33 protein-coding genes and 2 tRNA genes are annotated in these 21359 nt (G+C 63.4%); 6 read left to right on the top strand and 29 right to left on the bottom strand.

What is annotated here, in order from left to right; all coding sequences use genetic code 11:
* The first annotated feature begins 64 nt into the window (after positions 1–64).
* Positions 65–226 carry a hypothetical protein gene (locus C476_RS18910; RefSeq protein ID WP_169319055.1) on the top strand — a complete coding sequence of 54 codons (162 nt, stop codon included), beginning with the start codon at positions 65–67 and terminating at the stop codon, positions 224–226.
* A 159-nt stretch (positions 227–385) separates the two neighbouring features.
* Here the strand turns inward: C476_RS18910 and secY are convergent, their stop codons facing one another.
* The 25 genes from secY to C476_RS07450 are packed head-to-tail and all read right to left on the bottom strand — an operon-like array spanning position 386 to position 14787.
* Positions 386–1846: a preprotein translocase subunit SecY gene (gene secY / locus C476_RS07570; protein WP_008011537.1), complete on the bottom strand. Its 1461-nt coding sequence runs from the start codon at positions 1844–1846 to the stop codon at positions 386–388.
* 2 nt (positions 1847–1848) lie between these two features.
* Positions 1849–2337, bottom strand: a complete 489-nt coding sequence (locus tag C476_RS07565) for an uL15m family ribosomal protein (RefSeq protein WP_008011534.1) — start codon at positions 2335–2337, stop codon at positions 1849–1851.
* 2 nt (positions 2338–2339) lie between these two features.
* Positions 2340–2807, bottom strand: a complete 468-nt coding sequence (locus C476_RS07560; RefSeq protein WP_008011532.1) for a 50S ribosomal protein L30 — start codon at positions 2805–2807, stop codon at positions 2340–2342.
* On the bottom strand, positions 2804–3460 hold the full coding sequence (locus C476_RS07555) for a 30S ribosomal protein S5 (protein WP_008011530.1): 657 nt from the start codon (positions 3458–3460) through the stop codon (positions 2804–2806). The genes C476_RS07560 and C476_RS07555 overlap by 4 nt, the downstream gene beginning before the upstream one ends.
* Complete coding sequence (locus C476_RS07550; RefSeq protein ID WP_008011529.1) at positions 3457–4005, bottom strand: 50S ribosomal protein L18; 549 nt, start codon at positions 4003–4005, stop codon at positions 3457–3459. The genes C476_RS07555 and C476_RS07550 overlap by 4 nt, the downstream gene beginning before the upstream one ends.
* Positions 4005–4454, bottom strand: coding sequence for a 50S ribosomal protein L19e (locus C476_RS07545; RefSeq protein ID WP_008011527.1), 450 nt, complete (start codon positions 4452–4454; stop codon positions 4005–4007). The genes C476_RS07550 and C476_RS07545 overlap by 1 nt, the downstream gene beginning before the upstream one ends.
* A complete protein-coding gene (locus C476_RS07540) occupies positions 4447–5166 on the bottom strand; it encodes a 50S ribosomal protein L32e (RefSeq protein ID WP_008011525.1) in 720 nt (239 codons plus the stop codon). The genes C476_RS07545 and C476_RS07540 overlap by 8 nt, the downstream gene beginning before the upstream one ends.
* Before the next feature lie 3 nt (positions 5167–5169).
* The gene (locus tag C476_RS07535) at positions 5170–5703 is read right to left on the bottom strand and encodes a 50S ribosomal protein L6 (RefSeq protein WP_008011523.1); all 534 of its coding nucleotides are present in this window, start codon (positions 5701–5703) and stop codon (positions 5170–5172) included.
* A 2-nt stretch (positions 5704–5705) separates the two neighbouring features.
* Positions 5706–6098, bottom strand: a complete 393-nt coding sequence (locus C476_RS07530) for a 30S ribosomal protein S8 (protein ID WP_008011522.1) — start codon at positions 6096–6098, stop codon at positions 5706–5708.
* A gap of 1 nt (position 6099) precedes the next feature.
* Entirely contained in the window at positions 6100–6282 is a 183-nt protein-coding gene (locus C476_RS07525; RefSeq protein ID WP_008011519.1) for a 30S ribosomal protein S14, read from the bottom strand.
* Complete coding sequence (locus C476_RS07520; protein ID WP_008011517.1) at positions 6275–6814, bottom strand: 50S ribosomal protein L5; 540 nt, start codon at positions 6812–6814, stop codon at positions 6275–6277. The genes C476_RS07525 and C476_RS07520 overlap by 8 nt, the downstream gene beginning before the upstream one ends.
* A complete protein-coding gene (locus tag C476_RS07515) occupies positions 6811–7509 on the bottom strand; it encodes a 30S ribosomal protein S4e (protein ID WP_008011516.1) in 699 nt (232 codons plus the stop codon). Before C476_RS07515 ends, C476_RS07520 begins: the two co-directional genes overlap by 4 nt.
* Positions 7506–7862: a 50S ribosomal protein L24 gene (gene rplX, locus C476_RS07510; protein WP_008011515.1), complete on the bottom strand. Its 357-nt coding sequence runs from the start codon at positions 7860–7862 to the stop codon at positions 7506–7508. The genes C476_RS07515 and rplX overlap by 4 nt, the downstream gene beginning before the upstream one ends.
* Before the next feature lie 2 nt (positions 7863–7864).
* On the bottom strand, positions 7865–8263 hold the full coding sequence (locus C476_RS07505; protein ID WP_008011513.1) for a 50S ribosomal protein L14: 399 nt from the start codon (positions 8261–8263) through the stop codon (positions 7865–7867).
* A complete protein-coding gene (locus C476_RS07500; RefSeq protein ID WP_008011511.1) occupies positions 8263–8700 on the bottom strand; it encodes a 30S ribosomal protein S17 in 438 nt (145 codons plus the stop codon). Before C476_RS07500 ends, C476_RS07505 begins: the two co-directional genes overlap by 1 nt.
* A complete protein-coding gene (locus C476_RS07495) occupies positions 8691–9095 on the bottom strand; it encodes a ribonuclease P protein component 1 (RefSeq protein WP_008011509.1) in 405 nt (134 codons plus the stop codon). The genes C476_RS07500 and C476_RS07495 overlap by 10 nt, the downstream gene beginning before the upstream one ends.
* A 7-nt stretch (positions 9096–9102) precedes the next feature.
* The gene (gene rpmC / locus C476_RS07490) at positions 9103–9318 is read right to left on the bottom strand and encodes a 50S ribosomal protein L29 (RefSeq protein WP_008011507.1); all 216 of its coding nucleotides are present in this window, start codon (positions 9316–9318) and stop codon (positions 9103–9105) included.
* Positions 9318–10250: a 30S ribosomal protein S3 gene (locus tag C476_RS07485; RefSeq protein WP_008011505.1), complete on the bottom strand. Its 933-nt coding sequence runs from the start codon at positions 10248–10250 to the stop codon at positions 9318–9320. The genes rpmC and C476_RS07485 overlap by 1 nt, the downstream gene beginning before the upstream one ends.
* Complete coding sequence (locus tag C476_RS07480) at positions 10250–10729, bottom strand: 50S ribosomal protein L22 (protein WP_008011503.1); 480 nt, start codon at positions 10727–10729, stop codon at positions 10250–10252. Before C476_RS07480 ends, C476_RS07485 begins: the two co-directional genes overlap by 1 nt.
* Before the next feature lie 7 nt (positions 10730–10736).
* Positions 10737–11159, bottom strand: a complete 423-nt coding sequence (locus C476_RS07475) for a 30S ribosomal protein S19 (RefSeq protein WP_008011501.1) — start codon at positions 11157–11159, stop codon at positions 10737–10739.
* A complete protein-coding gene (locus C476_RS07470) occupies positions 11156–11878 on the bottom strand; it encodes a 50S ribosomal protein L2 (RefSeq protein WP_008011499.1) in 723 nt (240 codons plus the stop codon). Before C476_RS07470 ends, C476_RS07475 begins: the two co-directional genes overlap by 4 nt.
* A gap of 2 nt (positions 11879–11880) precedes the next feature.
* Complete coding sequence (locus C476_RS07465; RefSeq protein ID WP_008011495.1) at positions 11881–12135, bottom strand: 50S ribosomal protein L23; 255 nt, start codon at positions 12133–12135, stop codon at positions 11881–11883.
* The gene (gene rpl4p / locus C476_RS07460; protein WP_008011492.1) at positions 12132–12884 is read right to left on the bottom strand and encodes a 50S ribosomal protein L4; all 753 of its coding nucleotides are present in this window, start codon (positions 12882–12884) and stop codon (positions 12132–12134) included. Before rpl4p ends, C476_RS07465 begins: the two co-directional genes overlap by 4 nt.
* Positions 12885–12887: 3 nt before the next feature.
* Positions 12888–13907 (bottom strand): 50S ribosomal protein L3, encoded by a 1020-nt coding sequence (locus tag C476_RS07455; RefSeq protein WP_008011491.1) that lies wholly within the window; start codon positions 13905–13907, stop codon positions 12888–12890.
* 4 nt (positions 13908–13911) lie between these two features.
* Positions 13912–14787: a putative RNA uridine N3 methyltransferase gene (locus C476_RS07450; protein WP_008011489.1), complete on the bottom strand. Its 876-nt coding sequence runs from the start codon at positions 14785–14787 to the stop codon at positions 13912–13914.
* A gap of 302 nt (positions 14788–15089) precedes the next feature.
* Between C476_RS07450 and C476_RS07445 the strand changes: the two genes are divergently transcribed.
* Together C476_RS07445 and C476_RS07440 are read left to right on the top strand one after the other, a co-directional pair.
* A tRNA-Gly gene (locus tag C476_RS07445) sits at positions 15090–15160 on the top strand.
* A 350-nt stretch (positions 15161–15510) separates the two neighbouring features.
* A tRNA-Gly gene (locus tag C476_RS07440) sits at positions 15511–15581 on the top strand.
* Positions 15582–15784: 203 nt separating this feature from the next.
* On the opposite strand, the gene C476_RS07435 is transcribed toward C476_RS07440, so the two are convergent.
* Complete coding sequence (locus C476_RS07435; RefSeq protein WP_008011487.1) at positions 15785–16195, bottom strand: DUF4112 domain-containing protein; 411 nt, start codon at positions 16193–16195, stop codon at positions 15785–15787.
* Positions 16196–16448: 253 nt separating this feature from the next.
* Here C476_RS07435 and C476_RS07430 point away from each other — a divergent pair, with 253 nt between their 5' ends.
* From C476_RS07430 to mch, 3 genes are all read left to right on the top strand, one after another.
* Complete coding sequence (locus C476_RS07430) at positions 16449–16802, top strand: HalOD1 output domain-containing protein (protein ID WP_008011485.1); 354 nt, start codon at positions 16449–16451, stop codon at positions 16800–16802.
* 162 nt (positions 16803–16964) lie between these two features.
* Complete coding sequence (locus C476_RS07425) at positions 16965–17279, top strand: MTH1187 family thiamine-binding protein (RefSeq protein ID WP_008011483.1); 315 nt, start codon at positions 16965–16967, stop codon at positions 17277–17279.
* Positions 17280–17359: 80 nt separating this feature from the next.
* Positions 17360–18292: a methenyltetrahydromethanopterin cyclohydrolase gene (mch, locus tag C476_RS07420; protein ID WP_008011480.1), complete on the top strand. Its 933-nt coding sequence runs from the start codon at positions 17360–17362 to the stop codon at positions 18290–18292.
* Between the two features lie 93 nt (positions 18293–18385).
* Here mch and C476_RS07415 read toward each other — a convergent pair whose 3' ends face one another.
* The 3 genes from C476_RS07415 to proC are packed head-to-tail and all read right to left on the bottom strand — an operon-like array spanning position 18386 to position 21318.
* On the bottom strand, positions 18386–19723 hold the full coding sequence (locus tag C476_RS07415) for a glutamate-5-semialdehyde dehydrogenase (RefSeq protein ID WP_008011477.1): 1338 nt from the start codon (positions 19721–19723) through the stop codon (positions 18386–18388).
* Positions 19716–20549, bottom strand: coding sequence for a glutamate 5-kinase (proB, locus tag C476_RS07410; RefSeq protein ID WP_008011472.1), 834 nt, complete (start codon positions 20547–20549; stop codon positions 19716–19718). Before proB ends, C476_RS07415 begins: the two co-directional genes overlap by 8 nt.
* On the bottom strand, positions 20542–21318 hold the full coding sequence (proC, locus tag C476_RS07405) for a pyrroline-5-carboxylate reductase (RefSeq protein WP_083857036.1): 777 nt from the start codon (positions 21316–21318) through the stop codon (positions 20542–20544). Before proC ends, proB begins: the two co-directional genes overlap by 8 nt.
* Between the last annotated feature and the right edge of the window lie 41 nt (positions 21319–21359).

Genomic DNA, 21359 nt, shown 5'->3' with positions numbered 1-21359 from the left:
GCGAGTGGGCCCCATGCATATGCATCCGGTAACGGTTTTCCTCGAGCACTCGGACGGGGAAGACATGCCATTCCAGCCGCCAGTCGAGTGTCCGATCTGCCGAGAGACGCTTGCACTCGACCGAACGCTCGAGGAACATCTCGTCGGCTCACACACGCCACTCGAAGTTGCCCGCCAGCTCGCAGCCCGCCATGAGAGTGGCGGACTGCGGCAGGTTTCGGAGTGACCACGGTGACTGTCGATCGTTTCAATCAATAGTCAATGAACCCCTCTCCGTGCCCACGTCCATAGTGTAGCGAGGGTGGCGACGCCGAAACGGGATCGATGGAGTGCAGTCGCTCACGGGTGAAAGAACGAACGAAAAACTGCACCGACGAGAAAGCGGTTACTCGTTGCCGAACATCTGGCGCATCATCGGGTGCATCTCCATGAGCTGCTCTTCGGCGATCTCCTCGTAGAGCTTGTACGTAATGGAGACAGCCAGCAGCAGCCCCGTTCCGGAGACGGATCCGATGGTGCCGAGCATGTTCGCCCAGACGGCCAGCAGACCGACCAGTGCGCCACCGATGACGGTCACCTGCGGAATGTACCGCTCCATGACCTTCTCGATGACGCCGACGTTCTGTCGGAAGCCGGGAATCTGCATCCCGGAGTTCTGGATCTGTTTTGCCGTCGACTCAGGACCCATGTCCGTGGTCTCGACCCAGAAGATGGCGAAGATCGCGCCACCGACGACCATGAACGTGACGTCGATGCCGATCCGAATCATCACCTGCCACCACTCCTGGGAGACGTTCGCCGTCCACCACATCCAGTCCTGTGGCGAGTAGATCGGCGACACGTAGTAGAAGAACCCGCCGTCTGGCTGGCCTCCCGAATAGGAGCCGAGCCAGGCGGGCATCCCGGCCCACTGGCTTTGAAGGATCTGACCCATGAACTGGACGTTCGCCTGCACTGCACGAACGAGGATCATCGGCAGGACGCTCGCGTAGATGAGCTTCACGGGGAAGCGACCGCGTGCGCCCTTGACGCGGGCGTGGCTTAGCGGGATCTCGACGCGGACCGACTCCGCGTAGACGACGATCCCGAAGATCAGCAGCGTCGTCAGCAGGGGAATGATGTGTCCTTCGTTGATCAACAGCGTCTGCAGACCGGCACCCGAGACGAGCGAGCCGACTTCGACCTGTCCGGTCAGAATGCGGTACCAGTCGAAGAAGAACCCACCAGTCGCAGGCTGGACGAGTCCAGCGACCAGTCGCTGGCTCACGCCGGCGATGATGAACAGGCCGATCCCGCTGCCAACTCCCCACTTGCTGACGACCTCGTCCATATAGAGGATGAGGATCCCGCCAACGAAGATTTGGGCGAAGATGAGCAACTGGACCTGCGTCTGTTCGAGGGCAAGTCCACCGAGTTGCAGCGATGGCTGGGCTGGCAGGAAGCCGCCGGCGAACACCATCGGGAGCGCGGTCAACGCAACCATCACGACGACCAGCAACTTCTGCAGGCCCTGGTAGAGGACCTGATCACGCGGATCGTCCGTATCGAGCCCGAGCAGGTTTGCACCGCCAAGCAACTGCAAGACGATGCTCGCGGTGACGATCGGTCCGATACCGACCTGTAGCACCGACCCCTGAGAGCCCGCGAGGATCGCGCGGAACTGCCCGAAGAGGTCGCCACCCTGGCCCGTCTGCACGCCGAGCAGCGTGATGTTCGTCAGGAAGAAATACAACATGAGAATGCCGGCCGTCCACATCAGCTTCTCTTTGAAGGGGACGTGCCCTTCCGGACGGCGGACTGCTGGCATCCTCGTCAGGACCGGTTCAGCGGCTTCCTTCCATCCCATAGTTATTCCTCGTCCTGTTCGGCGTCAGCGTCTTCGGCCGCTCGTTCCTCGCCGCGCTCGGAGAGGACCGCCTCACCGCCGGCGGCCTCGAGTTTCTCCTCGGCTGCATCCGAGAAGGCGTCCGCGGTGACCGTCAGCTGGTTACGGACCTGTCCCGAGCCGAGGACCTTGACGACGTCGGCCTCGTGGCCGTCCTCGACGATGTCGCGTGCGTCGAGTTCGTAGCCGTCGCCGGTCTCCTCGGCGAGGTCGTCAGCGACGTAGAGGATGGCGTCCTCGTCGAGCTTCTGGACGTCGATCTCGAGGACCTCCTCGCGGATGTCCTGCGGTCGCTGGAAGCCGTGTTTGCCCTTCGGTTCGTAGTTGTGGAACTCGTGTTTGCTCCGCCCGGCACGGCCGCGGCCACCACGGTGACCTGCGCCACGTCGGTTCTTGTGGCTGCCACCGCTGTGTGTCCGTGAGCCGCGCTGGCGTCGTTTTTTGCTCGTCATGGTTATCGCATCGATTCTAGGAGGTCGTTAATCTCTCCCGTTGTATGCTTTCCGAGTTGGCCGCCCTCGGCCGTCGGTTTCTTGATACCTTCGTGGCCGCCCCGTGGCGGATGGAGTCGAAGCGTCGGCGACAGTCCTTCGTCGCGCAGCGTCGTCTCCTCGGCGAGCAGCGCCTCGGCCAGCGCACCGAAGTCGTCGTACTCGGTGTTGTCGGCGAGCCACTCCTCGTCGACGTCTGCCTGCTTACCCTCGAGGGGTTCGGCACGCTTTGCAAGCAGCGTCTCGAGCACGTCGGCGTCGGGTTCGCCGTGGGCAACGTAGTCGTTGACCTTGGCGACCATCCCGTTGTACGCGTCGGTCTCGGGGACGAGCGCACAGTGGTTGACGCTGTGGATGTTGAGCATCTCCAGGGTGTCCTGGACGTCTTCCTGTCGGTTCACTTCGCCGCGAACCTGGACGATCGCTTTCATTGATCGGCCACCTCGCGTTCCTCACCGCGGTTCCGGCGTGGCTGGCGCGACTGCGAGGCGTTCTCGAGTGCGTTGAACGTCGCCTTCGCCAGGTTGACCGTCGTCCGGGTGTTGCCGTGGCTTTTGGTCCAGGCGTTTTCGATGCCGGCCAGTTCGAGGACGGCACGGACGGTGTCACTTGCGGCCAGACCCAGCCCTTCGGGGGCGGGGATGACCTCGACCTCGACGGAGCCGGCTTTGCCGGTCGTCCGTCGGGTCAGCGAGTGGGGCCGGTCCGAGCGGTCCTCCCACGAACCCGAGCCGCGGGGCACCTTGATCATGTTCAGCTTCGCGATACCGATCGCCTTCTGGATGGCAGACCCGACTTGGTCGTCTCGACCCTCGGCGTAGCCGATGAAGCCGTCGCGGTTACCGACGGCGACGACGCAACGGAACTTCACGCGTCGTCCGGAGTCGGTCATCCGCTGGACCATGTTGATGTCCAGCACCTCGTCTTCCAGTCCGGGGAGGAGCTGGTCGACGAGTTCGGGTTCCTTCAGCGGGAGGCCCGAGTTGAGGGCGGTCTCCATATCGTCGATCTCGCCCTCCTGGACCATCCGGCCGAGACGGGTGACGGGCTGCCAACCGCCGTCGTTGTAGTCGTTTGCGCTCATTCGAGAATCGCCTCTCGTACCTCGTCGAAGTGTTCTGGAAGCTCGGTTGCGTCGAAGTCACCGCTGTACAGCGGCTCGTCGAGCTGTTCGGCGTACTCGGCGATGTGCTCGCCGCGAGTGCGCGACCAGTCTGCCAGCACGCTGTCGTTGTGCGGGATCTCGAGGCCAGCGTCGATTGCGCCCTCTTGGACTGCGAACACCTTGTTGCCGGGCGTGGCCGTGTTGAGGCCGATGTCGAGGACTGCCTCCTCGAGACCGGCTTCGACGGCTCGTGTGCCGGCCAGCAGGCCGGTCAGGTACGCCGCGGAAATGTTGCTCGTGGGTGCTTCCCAGCCGTACTCCGCCAGATCGCTCGAGTGTGCGCTTGCGAGCGTCTCGTCTCCCTGAGGTCCGGGAGTGATCAGCTGCGCCGTAGTGTGCTTGTTGCTCTTGCGAGCAACGAGACGGGGCTTACCCGATTTCAGCAGGCGCAACCTCTGGTGGTAGTCCGTCCGGACCTCACGGCGACGCCGCATCGGCACTTTGTATCGTGGTCCTGTCGCCATTATTGGTCACCGTAGTTGTCGTCGATGTAGTTCAACAGGTACCGGACGCTACGGAACTCGCCACCGCCAGCCTTCTTGTAAAGCTCGCGGTACTGCGTGGGCGTCAGCTCGCCCTTGTCGCGGAGTTCGCGTAGTTTCCGTCGCTGTGCGCGGATCTTGTTCTGCCAGTCCTCTTTCTCGTTCTGGCGTGCGCCCTTCTTGCCGCGGCGCTTGCCGTGGCCCTTCTGGTGGCCGTAGGAACGCTTTGCGTTGCGCTCGCGGGCGCGACCGCGGGAGTTGCCCGAGGGTTCGTCAGCCTGAATGCGACCGTCGTCGACGAGTTCGCGGATCTCGTCGCGGGTGATCGCTTCGGCGATGTCGCCCTGGGCTTCGGGGTCGAGCCAGACGCGGTTCTCGCCGACGTCTAAGACGTCGGCCGCCAGTCGCTTCTGTGCGGAGAGATCAGTCATCTGATTCCACCTCGACTTCCTCGTAGGTCGGGTTCAGGACGCGGACGCCCTGCTCCTCGGCTTCCTCTTCGATCCGTTCGCGCTTGCGTGCGCCAACGGCGGAAGCGATGCGGACCGCCTCGCGAGAGCCGTCGACGCCCTCGAGATCGTCGAGGTTCTCGACGTAGACTTCCTCGAAGCCGCTGGGGTGTTTGCCCCGAACGGCCTCGGGCGTGCGGTAGCCGGCCTGGACCTTCGGGCCCTTGCCCTTGACGCCGCGGCGCTGCTTGGACAGCTGGCCGCGGGGTCGGCGCCAGGATTCCGGCGTTCGCTTTTTCTTGTGGTAGTCCTGTCGGTTGAACTGCGGTTTCCCCTCGCTTTTCCGTCGGTTGAGGAGTCGCTCCTCGTCCTCGGAGAGGTCGGGCGTCTTCTCGGTCAGCCCGCGGGGTTGCAGTTCGGTCTCGACGTCTTCTTCCGGTTCGGCTTCTTCCTCGACACCCTCGTCTTCGATCTCGGCCTCCGTCTCCTCGGTGACCTCGAGGTCACCGACGTCGGCTTTGATACGGGCGGCGAGTGCGTTGCCGATACCGTCGGCCTCGGCCAGGTCGTCCTGGTCGGCCTCCTTGACGTCCTCGATGGACTCGAAGCCGGCTTCGCGCAGGGCCTCAGCCTTGCTCTCGCCGACACCGCTGATGTCCTCGAGCTCCTGTGGTTCGTCGTTCTCGTCTGCCATCTATCAGACACCTCCTTTGGCGGGTTTGTTGGTGATGTAGACCCCGTCCTGGAAGACACGGGTGTCCTTGCCGCTGACTTTCGTCAGCTGCTCGATGTCGGCCGCCGTCTGTCCGACGTCTTCCTTGTCGGGGCCGGACAGGACGAGTTGCTCGTCGTCGACGGCAACCTCGGTCTCACCGTGGATAGTCGTGCGTCGCGGTGCCTTTTCGCCGAGGAAGTTCTCGATGACGACGTCCTCGCCTTCCACACGGACCTGCATTGGGAAGTGAGAGTAGAAGACTTCCATCTCGTACTCCCAGCCCTCGGTCACGCCGTGGAAAGCGTTGCTGATGTGGCTCTCGAAGGTGCCGACGGTCGAGTTCGTCTTCGCGTCCTCGGCGTCGCTTTCGATGACCACCAGGTCGTCGTCGACTGCGACGGTCACGTCGGGATACCAAAGACGCCGCGAAACGGTGCCTTCGGGACCTTCGACGGTCACGTCGAATCGATCGACCTCGACGGTTACGTTTTCGGGGATTTCCAGTTCGACTCGCATGGTTAGTAGACGTATGCGATCACCTGGCCCCCAATACCCTTCTCGCGTGCCTCGTAGTGGCTCATGATGCCACTGCTCGTCGTGACGACGAGCGCACCGAAGTCTCGAGCGGGGAGATAGCGCTTCTCCCACTTCTCGAAGTCTTCAGCGCCAACGGCATAGCGGGGCTTGATGGGGCCGCACTCGTTGATCGCTCCTTTTAGTTCGACCTCGAACTGACCGGCTTTGCCGTCATCGACGTACTCGAAGCCGTCGATGTACCCGCGGTCGTAGAAGACCTCGAGCACGCTGCCGATCTCGTTCGAGGCGGGCGTTACCTCGTGGGTGAGATGACCCACACTCTCGGCGTTGTCGAGTCCCGAGAGCGCGTTGCTGAGTGGATCGTTTCCAGTCATGTTATCGATACTTCTTGAATCCCATGTCGCGGGCGATCTCGCGGAAGCACTGTCGGCACAGGTTGATGTCGTACTTGCCGACCAGTCCCTGCTCGCGGCCACAGCGCTGACAGGACTCGATCTGTCCCGTCCGCTTTGCGGCGTGCTCGCCCGTCTGGTCGTTTTCGGTTTCGCTTTCACTCATCGTCTGGGGCCTCCACGCTGACGTCGAAGTTCGCCTCGAGGAACGCGATGGCGTCCTCGTGGGTCAGTCGGTGGCTCGAGGGGATCGAGCGGGTGGCCTTGTCGCGCTTGGCGATGCGGTAGCCCGGACGCACCAGGTTGACGGTGACGTCCAGCCCGTAGATCCCGACGTTCGGGTCGTACTCCTGGCTCGGGAAGTCGGTGTGTTCCTCGACACCGAAGCTGAAGTTGCCGGTGTCGTCGAACTGCGTCGCGGAGATGTCCGCGAGCGGCAGCGCTTTCTCGAGGAAGTCGGAGGCGTCGTCGCCACGAAGGGTAACCTTCGTGCCGATCGGGTCGCCCTGACGGATGCCGAAGTCAGGCTCGGTCCGCTTTGCCTGCGTGCGGACGCTTTCCTGCTCCGTGATCTCCTCGATGATGTCTTCTGCTTTGCCGAGTTCGCGACCACCCTGGCCGACGCCCATGTGGACGACGACTTTTTCGACGCGCGGTTCGCGCATCTCGTGGAACTCGCCTGCGTCAGCTTCGCTCATTCGTCATCACCCGTGAAGTTCTCGTCGATGACGACGACGTACTCTTCGATCGTTTCGAAGCCGCCGTCGTCCGTCGAGACGCCGACGGTGTTCGAGCCGCTGCCGGGCGTGATGTCGATCGCGTCGATTTCGCCGATCTTGCCGCCGTGGTTGCCACGAACGGCCGTCACGAGCGCGCCCTCCTCGTAGGGGAAGTGGGCGACGATCGACTTGTCGTCGTTGTCGATGACGATCGAGTCGCGCGTGTCGTACTCGTCGTCCTCGACGAGGACGTTCGTCCCGTCGTGCAGCGTCAGCTGGGTGTCGCCACCCGGGATCTGCTGTTTGCCCTCGATCTTGCCGAGGCGGCTCTGGGCAGCGTCCTCGTCGATTGCGGTCAGTGCGAGCCGACCGCCCTCGTCGGGGAAGACGCGGTAGTACTCCTCGCGTCCGGGGAAGGCGATAATGTCGAACATGCCGATCGGGCGCTGTTCGTCATTGATCGCATCCCCGTTGACGAGGATCGCATCCTCCGAGAGAGCGTATCGCGCTTCCTTGCGCGAGTCCACGTAGCCGAGCACGTCCCGCAGGAGGACGACGAGCGGCACGCCGTCTTGACCGTGCGGGCCGGCACCGGCCTTTACGGTGAAGGTATCGGTCTTTCGCTCGACCGGCCAGGACTTCGGTACCGATAGTCGCTTCTGGTGTTTCGTCATTCGTTATCACCTTCGAGACGCGCCTCGCGACGCTCGTCCTCTAAGTCGAGCTCCGTGATACGGACGTTCGAGGGGTCGAGCGGCCGGGGCACTTCCTCGCCGTCGGCCGTCTCGATGGTGACGTCCTCGACGTGGATCGTGCCGTCCTCGAGGATGGCACGGACGACCTCGCCTTCCTCGCCGGCGTGGTCGCCACGCATGACCTCGACGGTGTCGCCCGCGTTGACGCGGGTGCGTCGAGTGTCGTACTCCTCGCGAAGCTCGTCGGACAGCGTCGCGTGCAGCTGCTTCTGTCGCTTGTGCAGCGGCGCGTTTCGCGTCTGCGTTCGCTGTTTGTGTGGTTGTTCAGTCATATCTATACGATCATCGTCGCCGTGCTGGCGATTGCGCCGAAGCGTTCTGCGACTTCGCGGGCGATCGGTCCTTTGATCTCCGTCCCGCGAGGCTCTTCGTTCTCGTCGATGATGACCGCCGCGTTGTCCTCGAACTTGAGTCGGGTGCCATCGGGCCGGCGGATCGATTTCCGCTGGCGGACGATGACGGCCTCGAGGACCTGGCGGCGCATCTCGGGGGTCCCTTTCGTGACCGAGACGGTCACTTTGTCACCGATACCCGCCTTCGGCTGGCGGCTCTTGGTGCCGTGGTAGCCCGAGACGCTGATGACCTTCAGCTCACGCGCGCCGGTGTTGTCGGCACACGTGACCAGCGAGCCCTTCTTCAGGCCCTGAGTGACGTCGGCTTTCATTGCCTCCATCACTGATCACCCTCGTCTTCGGCTGCAGCGAGATCGTCCGCCGAGAGCTCCGGCTCAGGCTCGGCCTGACCGGTCAGCTCGGCGACGTCTGCCGCAGTCGCTTCTTGGGTTACTTCGACGACCACGTGCGATTTCGTCTTCGACAGTGGTCGGGTCTCTGCGATCTTGACCGTGTCACCGACCGAGAGCGGCTCGAGCACGCCCGGCACGTGAGCCGGGATGCGCGAGCGACGTTTCATCTGGCGGTCGTATTTCGGAACCGCCACGTCGTACTCTCGCTCGACGACTACGGTCTTGTCCATGTCCGTCGAGACGACGGTGCCTTCGAGGACCTGGCCTCGAACGGCGAGGTCGCCGTAGAACGGACACTTCTCGTAGTCGTATTCCTCCGGGTTTTCTGGTTCCGGAGGGGTTTCAACGTCTAGTCCTATTGCCATGGTGAATCACCATTCGTTTCCGTGCGTCGGGCGGGTCGTGAGAGCAGCCGCGATCCATCGACCGTAACGTAGGCTACGTCCTCGCCAGCGCCGTCCACCGGGGGAGATTGCTCCACCCCAGCAGGTTGAGTGTCGGCCAGTTTGGACGCAGTCCCCGACTCCTTCGCGAAGTCGGCGGCGTCATCTGTGATCGCGAACTCGAACGTCGAGCCCGACTTCGGCACCATCACCACCCGTGACTCGCCGTCTTCACGAACTTCTACCGAGAGGGTGTTGGTCGTCTCGATGACGACCCGTCCCTCCAGACCGACCCGCGAGGCGTCGTCGCTCTCGACGACGCGGACGGGCAGCCCGTTGAGTTCGTGTCGCGGCAGGGTCTCGGGTGTCAGTGCCATTGTTGTCTTATTCTTCGTCTTCGAGATCGCCTTCCTCACGCTGGATCGTCTTGATCCGCGCGATGGTGCGACTCAGTTCGCCGATGCGGCCCGGATTCTCCGGAGCACCACCGGCTGCGAGGACGGATTTCTGGTTCAGCAGTTCCGTCTCGAGTTCCTCGAGTTCCTCCTGCCGTTCGGCAGGCGTCATGTCGCGGATTTCTTCGACGTGAAGGATCGCCATCAGGCGTCACCTCCCTCGTCGTCGTCTTCCGCTTCCATCTCCTCGACGAGTTCTTCGGCTTCCGCTTCGACGTCTTCCTCGAGTTCGTCGAGTTCTTCTTCGACGTCTTCGTCGCCGCCGGGGACGTCGACCTCTTCGAACTCCTCGTCGGCCTCGACTTCCTCTTCGATGACCTCTTCGACGACGTCTTCGTCGACGGTCTCGGCGGGCTCCTCAGCCGCAGCTTCGGCAGCGGCTTCGGCGGCCTCGGCTTCCTCGGGTTCGCCCTCGAGGAGCTCCTCGACGCCTTCGGCCTCGTTGGCCTCGACGGCATCGGGGACGAGTTCTTCGGGATCCATATCCTCGTTGACTTCGAAGTCGTCGGGGAGCTCGGCTCCCGGCGGGATGATCTTGACGTCGACACCGATGGTGCCGAGTTTCATCACCGCGACGCCCTGACCGTGGTCGACGACCTCTTCGGCGGGTTCACCGTTGTGCTTGATGTAACCGCGGTTGAACTTCTCGACGCGCGATCGCGCACCGGTGACCTTCCCGGAGAGGACGATCTCCGCGCCGAGTGCGCCGGCTTCCATGATCCGGTCGATCGTCGTGTGGCCGGCCTTCCGGAAGTACCAGCCACGCTCGAGTGCGTTGGCCAGTCGGTCGGCGACGATCCGTGCGTTGAGGTCGGGTTCTTCGACCTCCTGGACGTCGATCTGGGGGTCCTCGAGGTTGAACCGCTCTTCGAGGGCCGTCGTGACCTTCCGGATGTTCTCGCCGCCTTTGCCGATGACCATCCCGGGCTTTTCGGCCTTGAGGACGATCTGGGTTCCCATCGGCGTCTTGGCGACGTCCATACCACCGTAGCCTGCGCGGCCGAGTTCTTCCTGGAAGAACTCGTCGATCTGGGACCGCTGGAGGCCGTTCTCGATGAATTGGTGTTCGTCAGCCATTAGCTATCACCTTCTTCGTCCTCGTCGACTTCTTCGACGACGATCTCGACGTCGACCTGCGGCGTGTTCCAGGAGGACGCCCGCCCCATCGCGCGGGGCTTGCGGCCCACGGACTCGCCGACCTTGTGGGCGGCGACGTGGACGATCTCCATGGACGCGCCGTCGAAACCCTGACTGTCGGCGTTGGCTTCGACGTTCTCGAGCAGGTCGAGGAACTCCCCGGAGACCTTCTCCGGGTACTTGCCGGCGTCCCAGCCGTCGACGTCGGAGCGGTGCCCCGCACCGGCGTTGTGGGACTTGAACGGAACCGACTGGACTTCGTCGATGACGTCCTGGAGGTACGCCTGCGCATCCGCGACAGTGCGGCCTTTGATCTCGCGGGCGACCTCCTTGCTGTGCTTGTGGCTCATCTGCCGCTCCCGAAGCATGGCTTTCGCCGTGGTGTCGGGATCGGCGTCGACTGAGTAGTTGATTCCCATGCGTGGATCACTTCAGTGGGACGAACTTCGACGATCGGGTCGCGCCGATACCGGCCTGACCGTGCTCGACGGAGGTCCGGGTGAGCCGGAACTCGCCGAGGTAGTGGCCGATCATTTCTGGTTCGACGCGTACGCGCTCGAACGACTGGCCGTTGTAGACCTCGAAGGTCAGGTCAACGAACTCCGGCAGGATCGGCATATCCCGCAGGTGCGTTCGGATCGGCGCGTTCGCCGTCTCTTCTTCGTCCGCGTTGCGGGCCTCCTCGAGCAGCTTCTGCTTCTCGACGGAGAGGCCACGCTGAATACTTCGCCGCTGTCGTGCGGGCAGCAGTTCCACGACCTCGTCGAGCTCCATGTCCTGCAGCTCCTCGACCGTGTAGCCGCGGTAGGTGAACTCACCTTCACGGCCGGTTCGGTACTCCTGACTCATTTGTTGCCACCTCGACCGGTGCGTCGGGACGAGATGTCACCGACCTTCCGTCCCGGCGGGGCGTCCCGCGAGACGGACTTGGGTTTGCCGGGGTGCTGGCGGCCACCGCCACCGAACGGGTGGTCGACGGCGTTCATCGCAACACCACGGACGCGAGGCCACTTGGTGCCCCGGGCCTTCATCTTGTGGTACTTGTTCCCTGCCTTGACCATCGGCTTCTCCGTGCGACCGCCACCGGCGACGACGCCGATGGTGGCACGACACTGCGGATCGAGGCGCTTGACCTCGCCGCTTGGAAGCTGGACGACCGCAGCGTTGCGGTCGTGAGTGATGAGGTCCGCGTTGGTCCCCGAAGCGCGGGCGAATCGACCGCCGTCACCGGGGTTCGCTTCGACGTTACAGACCGGCACCCCTTCGGGAATCTCCGCGAGCGGGAGCGTGTTGCCGGGCTTGATCTCTGCGGAAACGCCGACCTGCAGCTCCTCGCCGACGGTGATACCCTCGGGTGCGAGGATCAGTCGCTGATCGCCGTCGTCGAATTCGACGGCGGCAACCGGTGCGGATCGGGCCGGGTCGTGTTCGATGTCCACGACCGTCCCGCGCACGATGTCGTCGTCTTCCTCTTTCTTGTGGTCGAGCTTCGCCTTGTACCGGTGCGACGGGGCACGGAACGTGGAGGTCCCGCGACCGCGTCGTTGTCCTTGAATGCGTCGTCCCATGCTCAGAACACCCCGATTCGCGAAGCGACTTCCTGTGCGTCGTCGTCCTCGGAGAGGCGGACGACCGCTTTCTTCTTGCCGTTCATCGTAACCTGCGTGTTCACGTTCTCGACCGAGATCTCGAAGCGCTCTTCGACCTCGTCCCGAATCTCGGGCTTGGTCGCGTCCGGGTTGACGACGAACTGGAGCTTGTTCTCGAAGTCCATGTCGTCCATCGCCTTCTCGGTCACGAGCGGGTGTTCGATGATCGAACTCATCGGTCAGCCACCTCCTCGAGTGCGCTCTCGGTCCAGACGGTCAGCCGTCCGGGCTGTGCGCCGGGCGCGAGATCCTCCGCGTTGACCTCGGCAGCCGTCGTCACGTCGGCACCCGCAAGGTTGCGGGCGGCACGCGACGGACCGGTCTCGCTCGAGGTGACAAAGAGGATCGACGTCGGCGTCTTGTACTTGCGGCCACGGGCTTTCCCCTGACCGGAGCGGACGCTGCGACCCTCGTCGGCGCGTTCGATGTCGTCCGCGAGGCCGGCGGCCTCGAGGAATTCGACGACCTCCTTCGTCTTGTGGAGGTCCTCGAACTCGTCGGAGACGACGACCGGAATCTCGGCGTCGTCGTCGAACTCGTGGCCACGTTCGGCGACGAGTTCGGCGTCGGTCGTCGCAGCGATGGCGCTGCGGACGGCCAGTTTCTTCTCTTTCGTGTTGATCGATTCAGTCCAGTCCTTCTCGGCTTTCGGCGGGTGGGCCTTGCGCCCCTTGACGGTCTGGGGAACGCGTCGACCGCGACCCTCCTGTCGTGGGACGTGGGCCATACCTCGGCCGCTGCCGAACGATTCGGCCGGCGTTCGAAGGCCGGCGAACTCGTCGGCGCCGTAGTCCTGTTTTCGGTTGGCCTGTGCGGCACGCACGGCGCGGCCGATCAAGTCCGGGCGGTACGTGGTCTCGAAGACCGCCGGGAGCTCGACCGTGCCCGCCTCGGAGCCGTCCAGGTCTCGTACTGTTGCGTCCATGTGTTATCCCTGGTTGGATGCGGTGGAGACGTAGCGCACCTCGGGATCGAGGCGCGGCTGGTCTCCGGGTCGGATCGCCGGGCGGAAACGCACGAGGCGCTTCTGTGGCCCGGGCAGCGAGCCCTTGATCAGCGCGTGCGGTCCGTCGACTTCGCCGTAGTTGACGAAGCCGCCATCGACCGTCGCGTCGGCACCGTCGCCGATGTCGACGAGGCGCTTGTTCAGTTCCGTCCGCTGGTGGTAGCCGGTCTGGCCCTGCTGGGGGACCGTCGAGCGGACGCGGGATGGGTTCCAGGGGCCGAGGTTGCCGATGCGGCGACGCCAGCCCTGCCGGGCGTGTTTGCCCTTGCGTTTCTGGACGCCCCATCGCTTGACGGGACCCTGGGTCCCTTTCCCTTTCGTGACGCCGCTTGCGTCGACGTACTCGCCGGCGCGGAACACGTCGTTCATCACGTGTTCGCCGCCGTCCTCGAGCAGCTCGAGGGCGAAGTCGACGCGTTCGTCGACGGAGCCGCCGCCGACGCGCGTTTCCATCACGTCCGGTTTCTTCTTGGGTACCGAGGGAACCTCCGACGGTACCGTGTGGGTGATGACGCGCACGTCGTCGACGCGGCCCTCCTCGTGGAGGCCACGGAGTTCGTCCGTGGCAGCGTCGGCGTCGTAGTCGTCACCGGGAAGGTCCAGGACGCGATCGAGTTCGGGAACGAACTCGTCGGTCCAGACCTCAGTCAGTGGCTTCATACCGTACGGCGTGTCTTCGTACGCTCGCAGGGACACGGCGCGCATCGGCGGCGTCTCCACGATCGTCACAGGGACGGTCTGTTCCATCCCTTCGGTCGGCGAATTCGATTTATCGTCGACCATGACGACGTGGGTCATGCCGGCCTTGTAGCCCGCGAACCCCTGCAGCGTCGGCTGTCCGTCGTCGTCCGGCCACGAATTGAACCGTGGGACCTCGCTGGTCGCACGCTTTCGTGGGCCGAACCCGAGTGAGCCTTTGCGTGGTCTATTTGCTTGTGGCATGCAATCACTCTCTGAGTGAGAGGGGAGCGAGGGTAGCGAACAGAGCTTCCTCCGTTCGCACCACCTCGCTTCCCTGGTTCGGAACCGTGTTTAGCCAGAGGTCGAACCCCGGATCGGCAGTGGGTTCGACTCCGTCATCCCCGTCCGTGGCTGTCTCCTGGACAGCCCCGACGGCGGATGCCTCGATTCCGAGGATATCCGGCAACCCTCGCTCGGGCGCGCCAAAGGCGACGGTCATCCCGTCGTCCTCGACGCGTCCGGCCAGCGTCTCGAGCCGTCCCACGGTGAGTTCTTCACCGAATCGGGAGGCTGCGATACAGACGCCGGCGTCCTCACGGCCGAGTGCTGCCGAAAGGTCCGTCTGCTCGACTGAGAGCCCCGGAAGGGGCTCGTCGACGAGCTTCGCCCGGACCGGTCGTCGCGAAGAGATCCTGACGGTCACGCGCTCTCCCTCGTCGACCTCCATGTCAGGAGGTGTGTTGAGGGAGATCGGGTGTTGCAGTCCGCAATTGACCCGGACGCGCCCTTCAGGTCCGACCTCGGTCACGATCCCTTGTCTTGACGACCCCGAACCGTTCGATTCGGAGCCGGTCTGTGACACCGCGCGGAGCGGCGGCAAGACCCCCACGTACTCCAGTTCGTCCCGCATCCCCCAGACCTCGTTGCGGAGGTATGGGGGCGTTGCGGCGTACCGTAAGACGGTCGCAACGAACCCGCCGTCGAATTGCCCCGTTTCGCCGTCCCGATCGGGATAGACGATGAGGCGATCGGCCCGGAAGATCGTCGCCGCGCGGGCGACGTATCCGAGTTTGCGAGTTGCCTCGCGTTTGTCCTCGGCTTCCCGGCTGAGCGACGACGGCACGAGTACGCTGATGGTCATGCCGAGACGCTTCGGCACCGCGTCACTAGACTGTAGCGATGTATTGCGGAGAGGGTCTTAAAAGAATAGCGGATTCGATTCCGGCTGACAACCGCTCACACCCGCGAATTCGTGCCGAACGGGAACACACTCACGTTCGGCAACTGGTCGCAAACTGCCGCTGTCAAATGAAAATTATATTACCGACTCCTGATAGGGTGTCGCTGCTTCGCGGTCAAAAATCGGCATGCCGAACCATGCCGAAGGGCGGCCGATTCGCAACCCTTATACATCTATCCGGTAGTAGGTATGAGTGCAGCAGGGCGCTGGTAGTGTAGTGGTATCACGTGACCTTGCCATGGTCACAACCTGGGTTCAAATCCCAGCCAGCGCATTTTTGTCGCGAACAAATTCGTAAGCGACAGAATCGCTCTGGATTTGAATGAGGCCAGACGCGCACAGTGAAACGAGCACGTCTGGACGTGGTTCAAATCCCAGCCAGCGTACGTCTCCGAACGGACTTCTTCAAACGATTATTTCGGTCAACTCGCGGGCGCGCGACAAATTCGCTGTCAGTAACTAAGTGTCGCTCAGTAACTTCGAGCCACCGGCAACCGAATACCCTCATATGCCTGATTGATTTGTTGGCGAACGTTCTGTTTCGATGTTCGTCAGTTATAAATAGGTATGGCACAATTGTCTACTTGCACTCGAGATAACCTGGCTGACCGAGGCCAGTCGAGGGCGCTGGTAGTGTAGTGGTATCACGTGACCTTGCCATGGTCACAACCTGGGTTCAAATCCCAGCCAGCGCACTTTTGTCGCGAACAAATTCGTGAGCGACGAAATTGTTCTGGATTTGAATAAGGCCAGACGCGCGCAGTGAAACGAGCACGTCTGGACGTGGTTCAAATCCCAGCCAGCGCATCGTTCTGTATCCTACCCACTCGAGACTGCACAAACACGTTCCAACACGCAAGATGAGGACGCGATCGAGACTGGTCCGGAACCGCGTTGATTAGTCGTGCTCCGCAGCGAGGTCCTCGAGTGCTAGCTCGAGGTTCCACGTGTTTGCCTTCCAGAAGGCGTCGAAGACGACGCCGAGAACGGGGATAGAGCCGATGACGGCGTCGACGCCGACGTTTGCAAGCATACGAAACAGCGTCGAGTTGGAGACGCCCATACGCGCGGCTTCGACGATGAGATACAGCGAGACGATCGCGGCTGCGGTGTCACCAGCACCCGGGAGGATCCCAACGATCGGATCGAGCCCGACTCGAGCGTCCGTTCCCGGGACCCGAATCCCCTCATCGAGTGCGTGTGCGACGAACCGCATACGCTCGATCGCGCCGTCGTCGACCGTGGCGGGGAGGTCGTCCTCGAGTGCCTCGAGGTCTTCGCTGAGGGCGGCTGCTGTGTTGGATACCATACCGTCGGTTGGCTCTCCCCGTCGATAAAGTCGGGGGTGGCCGTGGCAAGCGAGCGAGAGCCGTCATATTCGGACCGGCGTCCGTCGACTCTACGTCGGCTTTCGGGTGGGCCCGGAACGGAAATCGTCACAGTTCAAAGAACGTATTCGTATCCGAGTGTATTTCACATTTGAGTGCCGTTACTGGCTGCGAGTGACTTTTATACTATGAGAAGGTACTGAACAGTGCACGATTGAACGATCAGATCTAGCAATGCAGACGGACTTCTCACCTGCGGACGGCATGACCGACCTCCAGTACGACCAGCCCAATGACCGCTACGTCTTCCACCACGACACCGACGGGACGGCGACGATCACCACGACGATCGTCCACGCGCTGGCGTCGATCGCGGACACCGACGTCTCGCAGGGAGAGTTCTCCCTGTACGATAGCGTCGACCCGGACGCACTCGAGCGCATCTTCGCCACGAAATCGGACGGCACCGAGCGGACGGGCGGCCACGTCGCGTTCACCGCGCTCGAACACGAGGTGTACGTCTACGCGAACGGTGACGTGATCATCTACCCACCGGCGGAGACGCCGCGAACGCCGACGAGAGCCTGACTGCGGGCCGGGTATCCATACGCAACCGCGCTGATCGTTTTTCGCGACAGTCCCGTCTCGTGAGCGCTGCGGCCGCTCGGTGCGCGCTCCTGGTCAGCCCTCCTTCAGAGAAAACCGCCGGATTGCACGGATTTAGGGAGCTATCGATCGTTGCTCGGTCGTATGACAGTAGTTGCGCTCCTGAGCGTTGCACCGGTGATCGAAGACAGTATGGCCGGCGAGGTCGCGAAGGCGGTCGACGCACTCGAGGACTACGACGTCAGCTACGAGACGAACCCGATGGGGACGGTGATCGAAGCCGAGACGACGGACGAACTCTTCGCGGCCGCACAGGCGGCCCACGACGCGGTCGACGCCGACCGCGTGAGTACCGTCCTGAAGATCGATGACAAGCGGACGCGGGATATCGACGCATCGGAGAAGGTCGATGTCGTCGAAGACCAGCTCGGTCGACCAGCCCGAAACCGCCGGGAGTGAGCCGTGATACACAGCGCTGTTAGCCACCGACCGGATACGAACTGACAAACGGTTTTACCACGGAGGCTGAAGCCCGTCGCATGGAAAGTCTCAATCGGATGGCGATCGAGCTGGTCGACGAGGCCCTCGACTACGCCGAGGAGCTGAATATCGGCGGCTACGACCTCGCAAACGATGCGACGGTGCTCGACTTCGGCCTCGAGTTCGACGGCGGGATCGAAGCCGGACTGTTATTGACCGAGATCCAAACGGCGGGGATGGCGACGCCGAGCTACGAACTGGACGAACTCGGCGACGCCTCGATCCCCTACGTCGAGCTGTCGACTGACCAGCCCGCGCTCTCGCTGTTGTGCTCCCAGAAGGCCGGCTGGGAGCTGACCACCGAGGATTTCGAGGGGCTGGGCAGTGGTCCCGCGCGGGCGCTCGTAGCCGAAGAAGAGGAGTTCCGCCGCGTCGGTTACACCGACGCGTTCGATCTGACAGCGCTGGCCGTTGAGACCGAACTCGAGCCGACCGAGGCCGCAGCCCAGCAGGTTGCCGACCTCGCCGAGGTCGAGACGAGTAGCGTCTTCTTGCTCGCGTATCGAACTGCGAGCCTCGTCGGGAGCATCACGAACGCCGCCCGTACCGCTGAACTCGCTACCTTCCGGCTCGCCGAACTGGGCTACGATCCGCTCGACATCGTCTCGGCGACCGGTCGCGCCCCAGTCGCGCCCGTGGCAAGCGACGAACGGACGGCCATCGCGCGAACGAACGACGCGATCGCCTACGGTGGGCGTGCCCATCTTACCGTCCGGGAGGACGCTGATGTCTTCGACTCGGTACCGTCGACCGCTGCCGAGGACCACGGCCGCCCGTTCGGCGACGTCTTCGACGACCTCGACTGGGAGTTCGAGGAAGTCCCATCGGATCTCTTCGCGCCCGCAACGGTGACGATCGACGTGCTCGGCGGGCCGACGTACGTCTACGGCGAGACGGACGAAGACCTGCTCGTCGACTCCTTCGATCTCTGAGGCGCTCGAGGGCGCGTATAGAAGTGTGATTTCGCGCCCGCGTGGGCGCGAAATCCGGAAGACGGAGAAGAAGCGGGACGAAAACGGCGAATTCTACTCGTCAGAGAGCTGTCCGGGCGTCCACTCGCTGTCGACCGCTTCGTGGGTGAACGGTTTCGCGTCCTCACCGGCGTAGGTGGCGACGAGCTGGCCGTCGCCCTCGAGGTGGTACTTGTAGGTCGTCAGTCCCTCGAGGCCGACGGGGCCGCGGGCGTGGATTTTGCCCGTGCTGATGCCGACTTCGGCACCGAGCCCGTAGCGGTAGCCGTCGGCAAAGCGCGTCGAGGCGTTGTGGAAGACGCTCGCAGAGTCGAGGCTGCGCATGAATGTGCTCGCGCGGTCTGTGTCGTCGGTCACGATCGACTCGGTGTGTTTCGAGCTGTGGACCGTGATGTGGTCGATCGCGGCCGTAAGCGAGTCGACGACTTTGATCGAGACGATCAGGTCGCCGTACTCGGTGTCCCAGTCGTCGTCAGTCGCCGCCTCCGCGTCGATGATCTCGCGGGTAGCCTCGTCGCCGCGGATCTCGACGCCGGCGGTCTCGTAGCGGTCGGCGATCGCCGGGAGGAATTCGTCGGCGACGTCTTCGTGGACCAGCAGGGTCTCGACGGCGTTACAGACGGCAGGATACTGGACCTTGGCGTCGTAGGCGATGTCCTCGGCCATCGAGAGATCAGCTGCGTCGTCGACGTAGACGTGGCAGATCCCTTCCGTGTGGCCGAGCACGGGGATGCTCGTGTTGTCTTGAATGTAGCTGACGAACTCGGAGCTGCCCCGGGGCATCAGGAGGTCGATCGCGTCGTCCATCTCGAGCAAGGCAGTGACGTCCTCGCGGGCCTCGATGTGCTGGGCCCAGCCGTCGGGGATACCCGCTTCGGCGGCAGCCTCTTCGATGATCTCGAAGAGGATCCGGTTGGAGTGCAGCGCCTCGCTGCCGCCTTTCAGGATCACGGCGTTGCCCGATTTCAGACCGAGCGCGGCGATCTGGACGAGCGCGTCGGGACGGGACTCGAAGACCGTCCCGACGACGCCGATCGGCACGGCGACCTTGTAGAGTTCGAGATTCTCGTCGAGTTCGCGGGCCGAGAGCGTCTTGCCAAGCGGGTCGTCCTGGCCGGCGACGCTCCGGACCATCTCGGCGATGTCCTCGATCTTCGATTCGGAGAGTTTGAGCCGGTCGACCAGCGCCTGCGTGTACTCGCCTTCCTCGAGCAGTCGCTCGCCTTCCTCGACGTCTTTTTCGTTTTCCGCAAGGATCTCCTCGGTTCGGGCCTCGAGCGCGTCGGCGATCTCGTGGAGTGCCGCGCTGCGGTCCTCATCGGACAGCTTCGCGAGCTCTAGGGCCGCGGTCTGTGCCTCCTCGACGTCGCGTTCGATATCAGTCTCAGTCATCGCTCACACCGTTGATGGGGACGAATATGGTTCCCACGGGTTTGGCAGTAGCGATCTGCTCGAGGACGTCGGGTTCGGTGGACTTCGCGATGACCGCCGGGATGCCGTGTTCGCTGACGTCGCGTGCGCCCTCGACTTTCGTCTGGATGCCGCCGAATCCCTCGGAGGTGGTCTCAGAGATGATGTCCTGAACCTGATCGTAGTTTGCTCCGACGGCCTCGATGCGCTCGGCGTCGTCGTCTTCTTTCGGGTTCCCGGTGTAGACGCCGCCGACGTCAGTTAGCGTGACCAGCAGGTCAGCGTCGACGCCGATCGCCGCTGCCGACGAGAGCATGTCGTTGTCGCCGATGCGGATCTCCTCGGTCGCGACCGCGTCGTTCTCGTTGATGATCGGGACGACGCCCCAATCCAGCAGCGTCTCGATCGTGTTCCGGAGGTTCGTAAATCGCTCCGGATTCTCGAGGTCGTGCTGGGTCAACAGGAGCTGTGCGACCTTCCGGTCGTAGCGGTCGAAGCTCTCGGTGTAGCGGTGCATGAGGAGGCTCTGGCCGACGGTTGACAGCGCTTGCGATTCCTCGACGGTCCCGCTGGACGGTTCGATACGGCCCGTCCCGGCACCGACCGCACCAGAGGAGACGAGGATGACCTCCTTGTCACGCGAGAGGAGGTCTTCGAGGTCGTCGACGAGTTTGTCGAGCTTCTCGATGTCGAGATTCGACTCGTCGTCGGTCAAGGAGTTCGTCCCGGCCTTGACGATCACGCGATCGGCGTCGGCCGCGAGCTGTCGTGCCTCGTCGACGGCTGCTTCCTCGAGTTCGCTACTCATCGCTGAACTCCGCTGCGAGTTCCGCAGAGCGTTCTTCGGCTGCGTTCACCGCCGCGGCGACGTCTTCGTTGGCGGTGCTGTCCCAGAGGACCTCCATCCCTTCGATGGTCGTCCCGTTGGGCGAGCAGACGGCGTCGATCAGGTCATCAAGGTCCTCGTTCGACCGGAGGACGGTCTCGGCAGCGCCCTTGAACGTCTGGGCGGCCAGCGTCTCGGCGTCGTCAGGCTCGAGCCCGCCGTCGATGCCAGCCTCTTTCATCGCCTGAATGAGATAGAAGACGAAGGCGGGGCCGCTGCCGTTGACGGCGGTCGCGATGTCCATCTGACTCTCGTCGACCTCGGCGAACTCGCCGACGTCGTCGAGCAGCGTCCGGACCTCGTCGGGAACGTCGTCGCCGGTGACGGCCGCAGCCATGTTTCCGGTTTCGGCCGCGAGGTTCGGCATGATCCGGGCGACGTTCGCGTCGGTTCGCGCGGCGACGTAGTCAGTGGAGACGCCCGCAGCGATAGAGACTAGCGTCTGCTCGGGCGAGAGCTCGAGATCGTCCAGAACCGCGCCGACGATGTCCGGTTTCACTGCGACGACGACCACGTCTGCTTCGGCCGCCTCGGCGACGTCCGTCGTCGTGTGGTCGACGTAGTCGGCGACCGCCTCGAGTGCGTCGGGATCGAGGTCACACGCGGTCACCGTGTGATTTCCCGACCGATGGAGGCCCGTAATCAGGGCACTCCCCATGTTGCCACAACCGATAACGCTCGTCTGTACCATCTTATCCTAGCCCAGGAACCGAGGCGGACATACCAACTTTG

This window comes from Natrinema limicola JCM 13563, from assembly GCF_000337475.1.
Lineage (GTDB): Archaea > Halobacteriota > Halobacteria > Halobacteriales > Natrialbaceae > Natrinema > Natrinema limicola.
This window is presented reverse-complemented; position numbering and strand designations above follow the sequence as displayed.